Annotated in this window: 13 protein-coding genes; 8 read left to right on the forward strand and 5 right to left on the reverse strand. The window is 71.1% G+C overall.

Annotated features, from left to right (window positions below; all coding sequences use genetic code 11):
• Window positions 1-68 precede the first annotated feature (68 nt).
• A complete protein-coding gene (locus K7862_RS38300) occupies window positions 69-662 on the forward strand; it encodes a TetR/AcrR family transcriptional regulator (RefSeq protein ID WP_222965710.1) in 594 nt (197 codons plus the stop codon).
• A 12-nt stretch (window positions 663-674) separates the two neighbouring features.
• On the forward strand, window positions 675-1,109 hold the full coding sequence (locus K7862_RS23415; protein ID WP_308012135.1) for a VOC family protein: 435 nt from the start codon (window positions 675-677) through the stop codon (window positions 1,107-1,109).
• Window positions 1,110-1,177: 68 nt separating this feature from the next.
• Here the strand turns inward: K7862_RS23415 and K7862_RS23420 are convergent, their stop codons facing one another.
• On the reverse strand, window positions 1,178-2,140 hold the full coding sequence (locus tag K7862_RS23420) for a pirin family protein (RefSeq protein ID WP_222965712.1): 963 nt from the start codon (window positions 2,138-2,140) through the stop codon (window positions 1,178-1,180).
• Between the two features lie 167 nt (window positions 2,141-2,307).
• Window positions 2,308-2,799: an SseB family protein gene (locus tag K7862_RS23425; RefSeq protein WP_372461639.1), complete on the reverse strand. Its 492-nt coding sequence runs from the start codon at window positions 2,797-2,799 to the stop codon at window positions 2,308-2,310.
• Between the two features lie 213 nt (window positions 2,800-3,012).
• Here K7862_RS23425 and K7862_RS23430 point away from each other — a divergent pair, with 213 nt between their 5' ends.
• From K7862_RS23430 to K7862_RS23440, 3 genes are all read left to right on the forward strand, one after another.
• Window positions 3,013-4,839 (forward strand): acyl-CoA dehydrogenase, encoded by a 1,827-nt coding sequence (locus tag K7862_RS23430; RefSeq protein ID WP_222965714.1) that lies wholly within the window; start codon window positions 3,013-3,015, stop codon window positions 4,837-4,839.
• A gap of 144 nt (window positions 4,840-4,983) precedes the next feature.
• Window positions 4,984-6,279, forward strand: coding sequence for a M18 family aminopeptidase (locus K7862_RS23435; RefSeq protein ID WP_222965716.1), 1,296 nt, complete (start codon window positions 4,984-4,986; stop codon window positions 6,277-6,279).
• Between the two features lie 156 nt (window positions 6,280-6,435).
• Window positions 6,436-6,672, forward strand: a complete 237-nt coding sequence (locus K7862_RS23440; RefSeq protein WP_222965718.1) for a DUF6458 family protein — start codon at window positions 6,436-6,438, stop codon at window positions 6,670-6,672.
• Between the two features lie 106 nt (window positions 6,673-6,778).
• Here the strand turns inward: K7862_RS23440 and K7862_RS23445 are convergent, their stop codons facing one another.
• Window positions 6,779-8,641, reverse strand: a complete 1,863-nt coding sequence (locus K7862_RS23445) for an NHL domain-containing thioredoxin family protein (protein WP_222965720.1) — start codon at window positions 8,639-8,641, stop codon at window positions 6,779-6,781.
• Between K7862_RS23445 and K7862_RS23450 the strand changes: the two genes are divergently transcribed.
• Window positions 8,640-8,813, forward strand: a complete 174-nt coding sequence (locus tag K7862_RS23450) for a hypothetical protein (RefSeq protein WP_222965722.1) — start codon at window positions 8,640-8,642, stop codon at window positions 8,811-8,813. The genes K7862_RS23445 and K7862_RS23450 overlap by 2 nt on opposite strands.
• A 74-nt stretch (window positions 8,814-8,887) precedes the next feature.
• Here the strand turns inward: K7862_RS23450 and K7862_RS37770 are convergent, their stop codons facing one another.
• A complete protein-coding gene (locus K7862_RS37770; RefSeq protein WP_308012136.1) occupies window positions 8,888-10,768 on the reverse strand; it encodes a putative Ig domain-containing protein in 1,881 nt (626 codons plus the stop codon).
• Window positions 10,769-11,343: 575 nt separating this feature from the next.
• On the opposite strand from K7862_RS37770, the gene K7862_RS23460 reads away from it, so the two are divergent.
• Window positions 11,344-11,835 (forward strand): LURP-one-related/scramblase family protein, encoded by a 492-nt coding sequence (locus K7862_RS23460; protein WP_222965724.1) that lies wholly within the window; start codon window positions 11,344-11,346, stop codon window positions 11,833-11,835.
• A 133-nt stretch (window positions 11,836-11,968) separates the two neighbouring features.
• Here the strand turns inward: K7862_RS23460 and K7862_RS23465 are convergent, their stop codons facing one another.
• A complete protein-coding gene (locus tag K7862_RS23465) occupies window positions 11,969-12,766 on the reverse strand; it encodes a carbon-nitrogen family hydrolase (protein WP_222965726.1) in 798 nt (265 codons plus the stop codon).
• A 132-nt stretch (window positions 12,767-12,898) separates the two neighbouring features.
• Between K7862_RS23465 and K7862_RS23470 the strand changes: the two genes are divergently transcribed.
• Entirely contained in the window at window positions 12,899-13,723 is an 825-nt protein-coding gene (locus K7862_RS23470; protein ID WP_222965728.1) for a maleylpyruvate isomerase family mycothiol-dependent enzyme, read from the forward strand.
• Window positions 13,724-13,906: the final 183 nt, after the last annotated feature.

Below are 13,906 nucleotides of genomic sequence, written 5' to 3' on the forward strand. Positions count from 1 at the left end.
CTGTCCACCTCAGCGTGCTCCGACCGGAGGACGTTGTCAAGAAGGAACGTTCGCTTTAGTTTGAGCCCGTGCCCCGTGTCTCCCAGGAACACAGTGACGCCCGCCGCCGGCAGATCCTCGCGGCCGGGCGGCGCTGCTTCGCGGCCAACGGCTTCCACGCCACGTCCATGCAGGACCTGCTGCGCGAGATGAACCTGTCCGCCGGCGCCTTCTACCGCTACTTCTCCGGCAAGGACGAGCTGATCAACGCCATCGCCGAGGAGGCCGTGGACCAGGCCGCCGACGATCTGGCCGCGTTTTTCGCGCAGGAGCCGCTGCCGCCGCTGCCCGACCTGCTCGCCGGGGTCGCCGGCGCGGGCATCACGCCCATGGTCGACCGCGAGACCCAGGACGTGCTGATGCAGATCTGGGCGGAGTCCATGCGCGCCCCCGAGCTGCGCAAGCGCGTCCAGGCCGGCTTCGTGACCCTGCTGGGCCTGGTGGCCGACCTGATGCGCCGCTACCGGGAGCGCGGCGAACTGCCCCCGGACGCCGACCCGGACGCGTGCGCGCAGGCGGTGATCGGCCTGATCCAGGGCTATCTGCTGCAGCGCAGCGTCATGGGGCTGCACGACCCCGAGCCGTTCGTCACCGGAGTGCGCACCCTGCTGTCCCCGAGGTGAGAGGCTGCCGTCGTGGCACGAGAGACCGCCGGCGGGACGCCGGAACCCACCGGGCTCACCCGGCTGAGCGGCTTCGCGCTGGAGTGCCGTGACCCGGCGGCGCTGGCCGCGTTCTACAGCGCGCTCACCGGCTGGCCGGTCGTCCACGCCTCGCCCGACTGGTACTCCCTCGGCCCGGACGCGGACACCGACTTCCATCTGTCGTTCCAGCGCGCCCCCGGCCACCGGCCGCCGCTCTGGCCCGACCCGGCGTCGTCGATGCAGGCCCATCTGCACCTGCGCGCCGACGACCTCGACGCCGCGCAGGACCGGGCCCTGGCCCTGGGGGCCACCCTCTGCCCGGACCAGGAGGACCTGAGCGGTTCGCGCGTGCTCACCGACCCGGCCGGGCACCCGTTCTGCCTGTGCCCGGCGCCCCGGGGCCGGGCTCACCGTGAGCAGAGCTGACGGCAGCCCTCAACCGGCGCTGTGGAAGCGTCGGTTGAGGGCTGCCGGTGACGTGGCGCCGACGGCCGTCAGTGGCCGTAGGGCGAGTCCGCCGGGACGGTGCCGAGCCGGCCGGCCTTGAAGTCGTCGAAGGCCTGGGCCAGTTCGGCGTGGGAGTTCATCACGAACGGGCCGTACTGCATCATCGGCTCGCGGATGGGACGCCCGCCGAGCAGGACCACCTCGAAGTTCGGCGTGTTGGAGTCCTGCGACTCGTCCGCGCGGATGGTCAGCGACTCGCCCTTGCCGAACACCACGGCCTGGCCCATCCGGAACGGACGGTTCTGCGGGCCGGCGAAGCCGCGGCCGGCGAGACCGTAGGCCAGCGCGTTGAAGTCGGCCCGCCAGGGGAGGGTGACCTGCGCCCCGGGGTTGACCGAGACGTGGATCATCGTGATCGGGGTGTGGGTCGAGCCGGGGCCCTGGTGACCGCCGAGGTCGCCGGCGATCAGCCGGATCAGCGAGCCGCCGTCCGCCGAGGTGAGCAGCTTCAGCCCGCCGGCGCGGATGTCCTGGTACTTCGGCGGCATCATCTTGTCGGACTTCGGCAGGTTCACCCACAGCTGCAGACCGTGGAAGAGCCCGCCGCTCATCACGAGCGACTCCGGCGGGGTCTCGATGTGCAGCAGCCCGGACCCGGCAGTCATCCACTGGGTGTCGCCGTTGGTGATGGTGCCGCCGCCACCGTGGCTGTCCTGGTGGATGAAGGTGCCGTCCATGATGTAGGTGACGGTCTCGAAGCCGCGGTGCGGGTGCCAGGGCGTGCCCTTGGGCTCTCCGGGCGCGTACTCCACCTCGCCCATCTGGTCCATCATGATGAACGGGTCGAGGTGCCGGTAGTCGATGCCCGCGAAGGCACGACGGACGGGGAATCCCTCCCCTTCGAAACCGCTGGGCGCGGTGGACACGGCGAGCGCCGGGCGCGGAGCAGCCTCGGGGTCTGCGGTCACCCGCGGCAGGGCCAGCGGGTTCTCAACGGTCACGGCGGGCATGTGGGGTGCCTCCTTGCGGCGGTGTCAGGAATCAATTTAGTTGAACTCTGAACATCTCGCAAGGCGTAGTCATTCCCTCACCCGATCAGGGGACGGAGAGGGCTGCTGGAACGGCACGAAGACGACACGGAGACGGCAGGACACACCGACCGTCGGCCACGGTCGGGTCAGCCGTACATCCGGCGCATGGTGAAGTCGACCATCTGCTCGACGGCCTTGGCGTCGAAGACCATCCGGTGCTGCCCGTCGATGTCGAGCACGAAGCCGTAGCCGGTCGGCAGCAGGTCCAGCACCTCGGCGCCGGTGATCACGAAGTACTTGGACTCCTTACCGGCGTAGCGGCGCAGCTCCTTGAGCGAGGTGAACATCGGGATGACCGGCTGCTGGGTGTCGTGCAGCGCCAGGAAGCCCGGGTTCTCGCCGCGCGGGCAGTACACCTTGGACGTGGCGAAGACCGCCTGGAAGTCCTCGGCGGACGTCGACCCGGTGGTGAAGGCCCGCACCGCGTCGGCCAGCGACGGCGGGGACGGCTCGGGATAGGCGGGTGCCGGGTCCTGGTATCCGCCGCCCATGGGCCCGCCCATCGATCCGGCCATGGACGAGGGACCCGGGGCCGCTCCGCCGGGCCCGGGGTTCACGCTCTGCTCGTAGCCGTACACGGCCCCTAGCGTAACGAAGCCCGCCGGCCGGCCGGGCAGGGGCGGCGGTCTTCGTCACGGGATCGCCCGCCGGGCGAGGGTCCGGTCACATCCGGGCCGAAGGGGTTGCGTCTTATTACTCACGGGTAGCATCATTTCGGTACAGCCACTCGTCTTCACGTCACGATCACTTTCCGACAGTTGTGACAGCAGCAGCGATACGGAGCCGTCGTCATGGGCCACTACAAGTCGAACCTCCGCGACATCGAGTTCAACCTCTTCGAGGTGCTCGGCCGCGACCAGCTCTACGGCACGGGTCCGTTCGCGGAGATGGACGTGGAGACCGCGAAGGACATCCTCGGTGAGCTGGCCCGCCTGGCCGAGAACGAGCTCGCCGACTCGTTCGCCGACGCCGACCGGAACCCGCCGGTCTTCGACCCGGACACCAACACCGCGCCGGTGCCGGACACCTTCAAGAAGAGCTACCAGGCGTTCATGGACGCCGAGTACTGGCGGCTGGGCCTGCCCGAGGAGATCGGCGGCACCACCGCGCCGCGCTCCCTGATCTGGTCCTACGCCGAGCTCGTGCTGGGCGCCAACCCCGCGATATGGATGTACTCCTCCGGCCCGGCCTTCGCCGGGATCCTCTTCGACGAGGGCACCGAGGAGCAGAAGAAGATCGCCGCGCTGGCCGTCGACAAGCAGTGGGGCTCCACCATGGTGCTCACCGAGCCGGACGCCGGCTCGGACGTCGGCGCTGGCCGCACCAAGGCGGTGAAGCAGGAGGACGGCACCTGGCACATCGAGGGCGTCAAGCGCTTCATCACCTCGGGCGAGCACGACATGGCCGAGAACATCATCCACTACGTGCTGGCCCGCCCCGAGGGCGCGGGCCCCGGCACCAAGGGCCTGTCGCTGTTCATGGTCCCCAAGTACGAGTTCGACTTCGAGACCGGTGAACTGGGCGCCCGCAACGGCGTCTACGCCACCAACGTCGAGCACAAGATGGGCCTGAAGGCGTCCAACACCTGCGAGATGACGTTCGGCGACAAGCACCCCGCCAAGGGCTGGCTGATCGGCGAGAAGCACGACGGCATCCGGCAGATGTTCCGGATCATCGAGTTCGCCCGCATGATGGTCGGCACCAAGGCGATCGCCACCCTGTCCACCGGCTACCTCAACGCGCTGGAGTACGCCAAGGAGCGCGTGCAGGGCACGGACCTGTCGCAGTTCATGGACAAGACCGCGCCCAAGGTCACCATCACCCACCACCCCGACGTGCGCCGCTCGCTGATGACGCAGAAGGCGTACGCCGAGGGCATGCGGGCGCTGGTGCTCTACACCGCCTCCATCCAGGACGCGATCCAGGCCGCCGAGGCGGCCGGCGAGGACACCACCCGGCTCAACGGCCTCAACGACCTGCTGCTGCCGATCGTCAAGGGCTACGGCTCGGAGAAGTCCTACGAGCAGCTCGCCCAGTCGCTGCAGACCTTCGGCGGCTCCGGCTACCTGCAGGAGTACCCGATCGAGCAGTACATCCGGGACGCCAAGATCGACACCCTGTACGAGGGCACCACGGCGATCCAGGGCCAGGACTACTTCTTCCGGAAGATCGTCCGCGACCAGGGCCAGGCGCTGACCGCGCTGAGCGAGGAGATCAAGAAGTTCCTCGCCGAGGCCGCCGGCGGCGAGGACCTGGCCGCCGCCCGCGAGCAGCTCGCCAAGGGCGCCGCGGACCTGGAGGCGATCGTCGGCACCATGCTGGGCGACCTGGCCGCCACCGAGCAGGACGTCCGCTCGATCTACAAGGTGGGTCTCAACACCACCCGCCTGCTGCTCGCCTCGGGTGACGTGGTCGTGGCCTACCTGCTGATCCGGGGCGCGGCCGTGGCCGCGGAGAAGCTGCCCGGCGCCACCGGCAAGGACGCCGCGTTCTACGCGGGCAAGGTCGCGGCGGCGAAGTTCTTCGCCACCCAGATCCTGCCGGGCGTCGGCATCCAGCGCACACTGGCCGAGGCCGTCAGCCTCGACGTGATGGACCTGGACGAGGCCGCCTTCTAGAGCTTCTGGCGCCCCCTCCGGGCCGCGTGGCGGCCGGCACCGCCTCACCGCGCCATCGCCTGCCCGCCACCACGCACACCGGGCCGCCGCCCCCGCTCCGGGGACGGCGGCCCGTCGCCGTCGGCCGAAACTAAGCTGGCGGCCATGAACCCTCAGCCGCACCTGTTCGACCGCACCCACACCGACGACCTGGCAGCGTTCGTCCAGGCCGCCCCGTCGCCGTACCACGCGGTGGCCACCGCGGCCGCGCGGCTGGAGAAGGCCGGATTCCGCCGGCTGGACGAGGCCGACCGGTGGGACGGCACGTCCGGCGGCATGTTCGTGCTGCGCGGCGGCGCGATCATCGCCTGGTACGTGCCGGAGAGCGCGCGGCCCGAGACCCCGTACCGGGTGATCGGGGCCCACACCGACTCGCCGAACCTGCGGGTCAAGCCGCGCCCCGACATGGGCTCGGCGGGCTGGCGCCAGGTGGCCGTGGAGATCTACGGCGGCCCGCTGCTCAACAGCTGGCTCGACCGCGACCTGGGCCTGGCCGGCCGGCTGACGCTGCGCGACGGCTCGACCCGGCTGGTGAACGTGGACCGCCCGCTGCTGCGCGTCGCCCAGCTCGCCATCCACCTCGACCGCGGCGTCAACGACGGCCTCAAGCTCGACAAGCAGCGGCACCTGCAGCCGCTGTGGGGCCTGGGCGACAGCGAGGACGGCGACCTGCTGGAGTTCCTGGCCGCGGAGGCCGACCTGAACGCGGGCGACGTCGTCGGCTGGGACCTGATGACCCACGACGTGCAGCCGCCCGCCTACCTCGGCCGCGACCGTGAACTGCTGGCCTCCCCGCGGCTGGACAACCTGCTGTCGGTGCACGCCTGCCTGGCCGCCCTGACCGCGGTCGCGGCGGACGGCGACGCCCTGCCGTACATCCCGGTCCTCGCCGCCTTCGACCACGAGGAGAACGGCAGCGAGTCCGACACCGGCGCGCAGGGACCGCTGCTCGGCAACGTCCTGGAGCGCTCGGTGCACGCCCGCGGCGGCACCTTCGAGGACGCCCGGCGGGCCCTGTCCGCCACCGTCTGCGTCTCCTCCGACGTCGGCCACGCGGTGCATCCCAACTACGCGGAGCGCCACGACCCCACGCACCACCCGCGCGCCAACGGCGGCCCCATCCTCAAGACCAACGTCAACCAGCGCTACGCCACCGACGGCACCGGCCGCGGCGTCTTCGCCGCCGCGTGCGACCGGGCGGGGGTGCCGTTCCAGCACTTCGTGTCCAACAACGCGATGCCGTGCGGCACGACCATCGGCCCGATCACCTCGGCGCGGCTGGGCATCAGCACCGTCGACATCGGCGTGCCCATCCTGTCCATGCACTCCGTGCGCGAGATGTGCGGCGCGGACGACCCGCACCTGCTGGCGAGCGCGCTGTCCGCCTTCCTGCAGGGCTGAACCCGGGCCGCCCCCGACACCCCCGGCACCGCTCCCATGTGACACACCGGCAGTTCCCGGCCCGGCCCGGCGACGCCCCGCCCGGCATGCATCCCCCGGGCGGGGGCAGGCGAATCACCGGACCACTGAGGAACTCGACCTCTGGAGGCGGGCACTGTGGGTATCGGAGGCTGCATCATCCTGATCGCGGTGGGCGCGATCATCACCTTCGCCACCAACTGGCACATGAAGGGCGTGAACCTGGACCTCGTCGGCCTGATCATGATGGCCGTCGGCGTCATCGGACTCGCCGCGTACGTTAGCATCTTCAAGCGGCGGCGGATCCCTCCCACGCCGGACGGCGACGTGCCGCCGGTCGTGGAGGAGCGGTACTACCCGGACCAGCGCTACTGACCGGCCGGCGACGCCACGGCAGCGCCGGTACCGCCGGCCGGCCGGCGCCTTCCCGGGCGCCGGTCAGCCCTCCCCCCAGGTCCGCCCCGGCCCGAAGCCGGCCCGGTCAGTCCCCGGACTGCCGCGGCGCGTCCATGCCCGCCAGCACCAGGCCCAGCCGGGCGTCCCCGCCCTCCACCAGCCGTACCGGAACACCCCAGTCCTGCTGGTGCACATGGCAGGCCGGGTACTCGTTGTCCGGGTCGTCGTCGCACGACGCGGCCATCGCGGACACGTGCAGGACCCCTTCGGGCACCGCCGGGTCCAGCACCAGGTCACGGAAGAGGTCCGTGCCCTTGCCGGTGCCCTCCTTGAGCAGCTCCGGCGGCGTCGCGCTGACCAGCAGCCGCGTCGACGGGCCGTAGCGCTCGTCCAGCTTCTGGCCCGCGGGCGCGGTGAACACCACGTCCAGCCGGAACGCGCCCGGCGCGACGTCCGTCGCCGCCCGCTGCGTGCGGTGCGCGACCGCCTCGACCCGCACCGCCTCCTCCGGCAGGTGCATCCGCGTCAGCCGGTGCCCCGCGGACTCCACGACCACGATGTCGCCGTCGACCACGACCGCGTCCGACGGCTCGCGCAGGTCCGTCGCCAGCGTCGAGACCTCGCCGCTCGCGGGGTCGTAGCGGCGCAGCGCGTTGTTGTAGGTGTCGCTGACCGCGACCGAGCCGTCCGGCAGCGCGGTGACGCCCAGCGGGTGCTGCAGCAGCGCCTGCCCGGCCGGGCCGTCGCGGTGCCCGAAGTCGAACAGACCGGTGCCCACGGCCGTGCGGATCACATAGCCGTCGTCGGCGTCGGCCGACCGCTCGGCCCAGCGCAGCGCCGACGTCTCGGAGTCGGCGATCCACAGCCGCGTGCCGTCGGTGGCGAGCCCGGAGGGCTGCGCGAACCAGGCGTCGCCGGCGTGGCCGTCGACCAGGCCCTCGTTGGTGGTGCCCGCCGCGACCTCCACCCGCTCGCGCTCCGGGTCGTACGTCCACAGCTGGTGGACGCCGGCCATCGCGATCCACACCCGGTCCTCGAACCAGGCGACGTCCCACGGCGAGGACAGGGACACCTCGCGGGCCGCGCCCGAGGTCGGGGAGCCCTGCCACCACTGGCGGCCGGTCCCGGCGACCGTGGTGACCCGGCCGCTCTCCAGGTCCACCCGGCGCAGCGCGTGGTTGACGGTGTCGGCGACGACGACCGTGCCGTCCGGCAGCAGCGCCAGGCCCTGCGGCTCGCTGAACCGCGCGGTCTCCGCGTCCCCGTCGGTCAGTCCGCGCTCGCCGCTGCCGATGCGGCGGATCACCGTCTCGCCGTCCGCGGCCAGCTCCACCAGGGCGTGCCGGGTGGAGTCCGAGACCAGGTAGTGCCCCGAGCCGGGCAGCGCCAGCACCTTGCCGGGGAAGCGCAGGTCGGTGGCGACCGGCTCCGGCGGCACATAGGGGCCGTCGCCGCGGCGGAGCGTGCCCTTCGCGGCGTGCTCCTGCTCCAGGCGGGTGACGAGCTTCTCCAGGGCGTGGGCGTGGCCCTCGCCGGCGTGCTGCGCGACGACGTAGCCCTCGGGGTCGATGACCACCAGCGTCGGCCATGCGCGCACCGCGTACTGCCGCCAGGTGGCGAGCTCGGGGTCGTCCAGCACGGGGTGGTGCACCTCGTACCGCTCGACCGCGTCGGCCACCGACTGGTGCTCGGCCTCGTGCACGAACTTCGGGGAGTGCACACCGACGATCACGACGGTGTCGCTGTGCCGTTCCTCCAGCTCGCGCAGCTCGTCCAGGACGTGCAGGCAGTTCACACAGCAGAACGTCCAGAAGTCCAGGATGACGATGGATCCCCGCAGGTCGGCGAGGGTGATCTGCTTGCCGCCGGTGTTCAGCCAGCCGCCCTTGCCCACCAGCTCGGGGGCCCGGACCCGCGCCCGGCGGGTGGGAGTGGAAGGAGCGCTCATGCCCTCCAGAGTGCCACCGCCCGGCCCGCACCCGCGCCCCGGACCCCCTCCGAGCAGCGGGGACGTGGTGGAGCGCACCGGGCAGGCAGTCGACGACCACCCGGTGCGCTCGCTGGGGGGGTGGGACCGGCCGGTGCCGTCGCGGGCACCGGCCGGAACCCTGTGCTGGTGAAGCAGTGGTCGTTCTGTGGTCGGTCGGTCAGTCGATCGATCGACCGGTCAGGCGGTCAGGCGGTCAGGCGGTCGTCAGGAGACGTTGACCGCGGTGTCGTCGATGACGAACGAGGTCTGCAGGCTGGAGTCCTCGGCGCCGGTGAACTTCAGCGTGACGGTCTGGCCGATGTAGGAGGACAGGTTCACCGTCTTCTGCGCGTAGCCGGTGTTGTGGTTGAGGTTGGAGTAGGTGGCCAGGGTCGTGGAGCCGGCGGCCACGGTGAGCTTGTCGTACGCCGAGGTGGTCGTGGTCTCCGCGGTGTCGATGTGCAGGTAGAAGCTCAGGCTCGCCGACGTGCAGGTGGCCGGGATGGTCACCGACTGGGACAGGGTGTCGGTGTGGGTGGTGCCGTAGCCGTCCATCCACGCCTTCCAGGAGCCGCTGTGCGCGGGCTCACCGGTGCTGTTGTCGACGACGCCGGTGGAGGCCGTCCACGGCGCGGCGCTGCCGGTCTCGAACCCGGGGTTGCCCAGGAGCTGGCTCGCGGTGCAGCCGCCACCCCCGGACGTGCCGACCGTCCAGCTGAACGAGGTGCTGCCGGTGGCGTTGGTGGTGTCCTTGGCGGTGACCGTCACGCTGGAGGTGCCGGTGGCGGTCGGCGTGCCGGAGATCAGGCCGGTCGAGGAGTTGATCGACAGGCCCGCCGGCAGGCCGGTGGCCGAGTACGTCAGCGTCTGGCCCGAGGCCGAGTCGCTCGCGTGGATCTGCAGGCTCACCGCGGTGTTGACCACCGTCGACTGGTTGCCCGGGCTGGTCACCGTGACCGTGTTGCCCTGGGACCCGCCGCCCACGATCGGGTGGGAGATCGCGCAGGAGTTGGTGTCGTTGGACCAGCTCGCCTGCTCGGCGTAGGTGCCGTGGCTGCCGAAGTTGATGTTGGCGGCGCCGCCGGAGGTGCCGGGGCTGAGCCAGGCGCACTCGTCGGAGTTCTCCTGGCCGTTGTACGAGCTGCCCGTCTGGTTGGTCCAGCCGCCCGCCGGGTTCTGGTCCGACATCATCTCGTGCCACTCGTGGCCGAGGGTCATCGTCCAGCCGTCGAGGGTGCCGGGGGAGTTGACGAAGCCCACACCGCAGCCGGCGCCCGAGTCCATGTTGTACGGCTGGTTGCTGAACGCCACGTCGCCGACGCTGGAGCTGACCGCGCCGCCGGTGAGCGTGGTGTCGCCGTTCCAGTCGTGCCAGGCGCAGTACTGGCCCTGGTAGTTGTCCGGATTGGTGCCGTGCGGCGACAGGATCACGTAGTACGCGTCACGGTTGGCCGCCGCCGTGGTGTTCCCGAAGTGACTGGCCGCCTTGACCGCCTCCGCGCCCAGCTGGTGCCCGCTGGCCGCACTCGGCGACGCCGCCGAGTTGTCGTACCAGACGCCCGAGAGCACACCGCCGCTCTGGTACGGGACGAAGTTGGCGTTCGACGGGCAACTCGTGGCGCCCGCGCTCACGTTGGGACCGTCGCACCACTGCGTCAGGTCGGCCGACCACAGCTCGTTGTTGGTGCCGATGCCCTTGAACATCTCCTGGGCGGCGTGCGCGGCACTGTCGGTGTCGCCGGTGAACGTGGCGTCGCCGCTGGAGTCCGTGCCCTGCGTGCCCCACTGCGTGCCGTAGAAGACCAGGTAGACCTTGGAGTGGCCGCTCTGTACGCCGATGCCGTCGACGCCGCCGCCGTACGACAGGGTCTCCGGACCGGTCGCGGCAGCCGTGGCGTGGGACTTCGCCCACGACTTCATCTTGGCGTTCTGCTGCAGCGTCGGCAGCGCGCCGTGCCGGTAGGCGTGCTGGTAGGAGGGGCTGTACGGGTTCGCGGTCGCGTGCGACGCGGCCGGCTCCGGCGCGACGCCGGCCTGCGCCGGTGCCGCCATGGCCGTGAGGCCGGCTATCGCGAGCGCCACCGAGGCGGCTCCGGTGAGAGCCACGGTTCTCGCGTGACGTGTGGGGGTGGGACCCATGGTGGGGGTTGCCTCTCTCGTCAATCCCCGGCCGCATGGTGGGCGGTCCGGAGATCCCTTCGTGGACACGGTTCTGACAAACGGACAGGACGAGCCGTACACCGTCTTCCGCACCGGTTGGATCTCAACGGTGGTGCGGACCAAGGGAGCTGAGGGGACTTCAGAAAACGGCTTTTCCGAGCCGCTTGCGGAGGCAGCAAAGCAGAAGATTTCAAAGGCGGTCAAGCATTCCTCACAGAAATCTCCCAGGATGACTTTCGCGGCTCTTCCTGCGTATTTCTGCGATATGCACTCTTACCAGGCTTCTGTGACGGTTCGTCCAGCACCATCCGCCACAGCCGCCCGCTTATACCCGCGCAACACGATGTCTTTCCCAACTCATTGCCGTGCGTTCGCAGTTCGCGTAAAAGAAACGGCGAGGGAGCGGAACCGGTTAAGCGGAGTCCTGAATTGCGCCACAAGAATGACGCGGCGGATATTCTGCCACCCCGCGGAGTGGGGGCACGGATTGACCGGACGGCGGAACGGGTAGGAATGGCGGCATGAAATATCTGGTGCGGGAGAAGATGTTCTCGATCGGCGACGACTTCTGGATCGAGGACGAGTCGGGGAACCGGGCGTTCTATGTCGACGGCAAGGTGCTGCGGGTCCGCGAGACCCTGGAGCTGCAGGATCCGTCCGGCGCGGTGGTCGCCGTGGTGCACAAGAAGCTGCTGAGCCTGCGGGACGCGATGACCGTCGAGCGGGACGGCCACGTGCTGGTGACCGTGCGCAAGAAGCGGCTGGCGTTCCTGCACGAGGTCTATCGCGCGGAACTGGCGTCGGGTGAGGAGCTGGAGATCCGCGGCGACCTCATCGACAAGGAGTTCGACATCGAGTACGAGGGGGAGCGGCTCGCCCGTATCTCCCGGAAGTGGTTCAGCCTGCGCGACGCCTACGCCATCGACGTCGAACGCGAGGACGCGGACGCCTCGATGCTGATCGCCATCGCGGTGTGCGTGGACCGGCTGGTGGCCAAGGAGCACGAGGACTGACGCGCGAGCTCCCGGAGTGGGCGGCCGAGGAACGAGGCCGCCCGCGGAGGGAGCGAGGAGGAAGGCCGAGCAAAAAAGGGGTGCGGACTGACGCGCGAGCTCCCGGAGTGGGCGTCAGCTGCGGGAGCGCCGCTCAGGGGCGAGGGGTCGGGATGCCGAGGACGCGGTCGCGCAGGACGGGGAAGTCCGCCCGGGTGGCCGCCACCCGTGCGGGGTCCAGGTCCACGGTGAGCACCTGCTCGCCCGGCCCGGCCTCGGCCAGCACCTCACCCCACGGGTCGACGACCATGCTGTGCCCGGCCTGCTCGACCCCCGCGTGCGTGCCCGCCGTCCCGCACGCCACCACGTACGCCTGCGACTCCACCGCCCGGGCCTGCGCCAGCAGTCGCCAGTGCGCCCGCCGCCGCGCCGGCCAGCCCGCCGGCACCACCAGCACCTCGGCCCCGGCGTCCACCAGCAGCCGGAACTGCTCGGGGAAGCGCAGGTCGTAGCAGGTCGCCAGCCCCAGCACGGTCTGCGGCAGCCGTGCGGCGACGATCTCCCGCCCGCCGGCCATCAGCGCGGCCTCGCCCTCGTCGAAGCCGAAGCGGTGGATCTTGCGGTAGGCGGCGCGCAGTTCACCGTCCGGCGAGTAGAGCAGCGAGGTGTTGTAGAGCGGTCCCTCGGGGTCCCGCTCGACGATCGAGCCGGCGTGCAGCCACGCCCCCGCCGCACGCGCCGCGGCCGCCATCGCGACGGCCGTCGGACCGCCGTCGACGGGCTCGGCCTCCGCCGCGAAGTCGTCCGCCGCGAAGGCTCCGACCGGCCACAATTCGGGCAGGACGACAAGATCGGCACCGCGCTGCGCGGCGACGAGCGCGGCCACGCGCTCCCGCCGGTCGGCGACCTGCTCGGCCGGGTCGACGTCGATCTGGAGAAGCGTTGCGCGCACCGGGTCACCGCCCATACGTTGGTGGTCTAGTCGGGCCTACCATCGTCACTCGAAAGCACTGCGTGGGCGCCCGCGCGCAGCGTAACTTAGGCGCCAACCACCACGACCGCGCACCGACCGTCGAGGGGTCCCGTGACCGTCCACAGCAAGCTCCAGCCGTACATCGACGCCTGGACCCACTCCATAGAGTCCGTCAACGACCTGGTCTCACCCCTGGCCGAGGGCGAATGGAACCGGCCCACCGAGTGCCCGTACTGGTCGGTGCGGGACGTCGTCTCCCACATCATCGGCTTCGAGTGCGAGCTGCTCGGCGACCCGCGCCCCATCCACACCCTGCCCAGCGACCTGCGCCACATCGACAGCGAGATGGCCCGGTACACCGAGGTGCCGGTCGACACCCGGCGGCACCACACCGCCCCCGAGATGACCTCGGAGCTGGAGTACACGATCATCCGCCGCTCGCGGCAGCTGCGGAACGAGTCCCGGCAGCCCGACGCCCAGGTGCGCGCCATCGGCGGCGGCGAGATCACGCTCGAAGAGCAGCTGTGGGGCCGGGTGTTCGACGTCTGGGTGCACGAGCAGGACCTGCGCCGGGCGCTGAACACGCCGGGCAACCTCGCGTCGCCGGGCGCGGTGCTGGCGCGCGACTACGTGCTGCGCGCGCTGCCGAAGCTGGTCGCCAAGGACGCGGGCGCCAAGCCCGGTTCCGCGGTGGTCTTCGACGTGCACGGCCCGCTGGAGTTCATGCGCACGGTCCGCGTGAACTCCGAGGGGCGCGGCTCCATCGACTCGGCGGTGTCGCTGGGCCCGGCGGTCACGTTCGTCGTGGACTGGGAGACGTTCCTGCGGCTGCTGTGCGGCCGGGTCAAGCCCGCCGCGGTCACCGACTCGCTGAAGATCGAGGGCGACGCCGACCTCGCGGACGCGATCCTCGCGAACATCGCCGTCACGCGCTGACGCCGGCCCGGCGCGTTCCGGCCGGCCCCGTCAGGCCCGGGCGAACGACGCCCGGGCCTTCCGACGTCCGGGCCGGTGGGCGCCCGGGCCTCTCGACGGCTTGACCAGCGCCCGAGCCTTCCGACGTCCGCGCCGGTGGGCGCCGGGGGCCTGGCGGTCGACGTCCCGCCGGCACCCCTCAGG

This window comes from Actinacidiphila acidipaludis (genome assembly GCF_019890725.1).
Lineage (GTDB): Bacteria > Actinomycetota > Actinomycetes > Streptomycetales > Streptomycetaceae > Actinacidiphila > Actinacidiphila acidipaludis.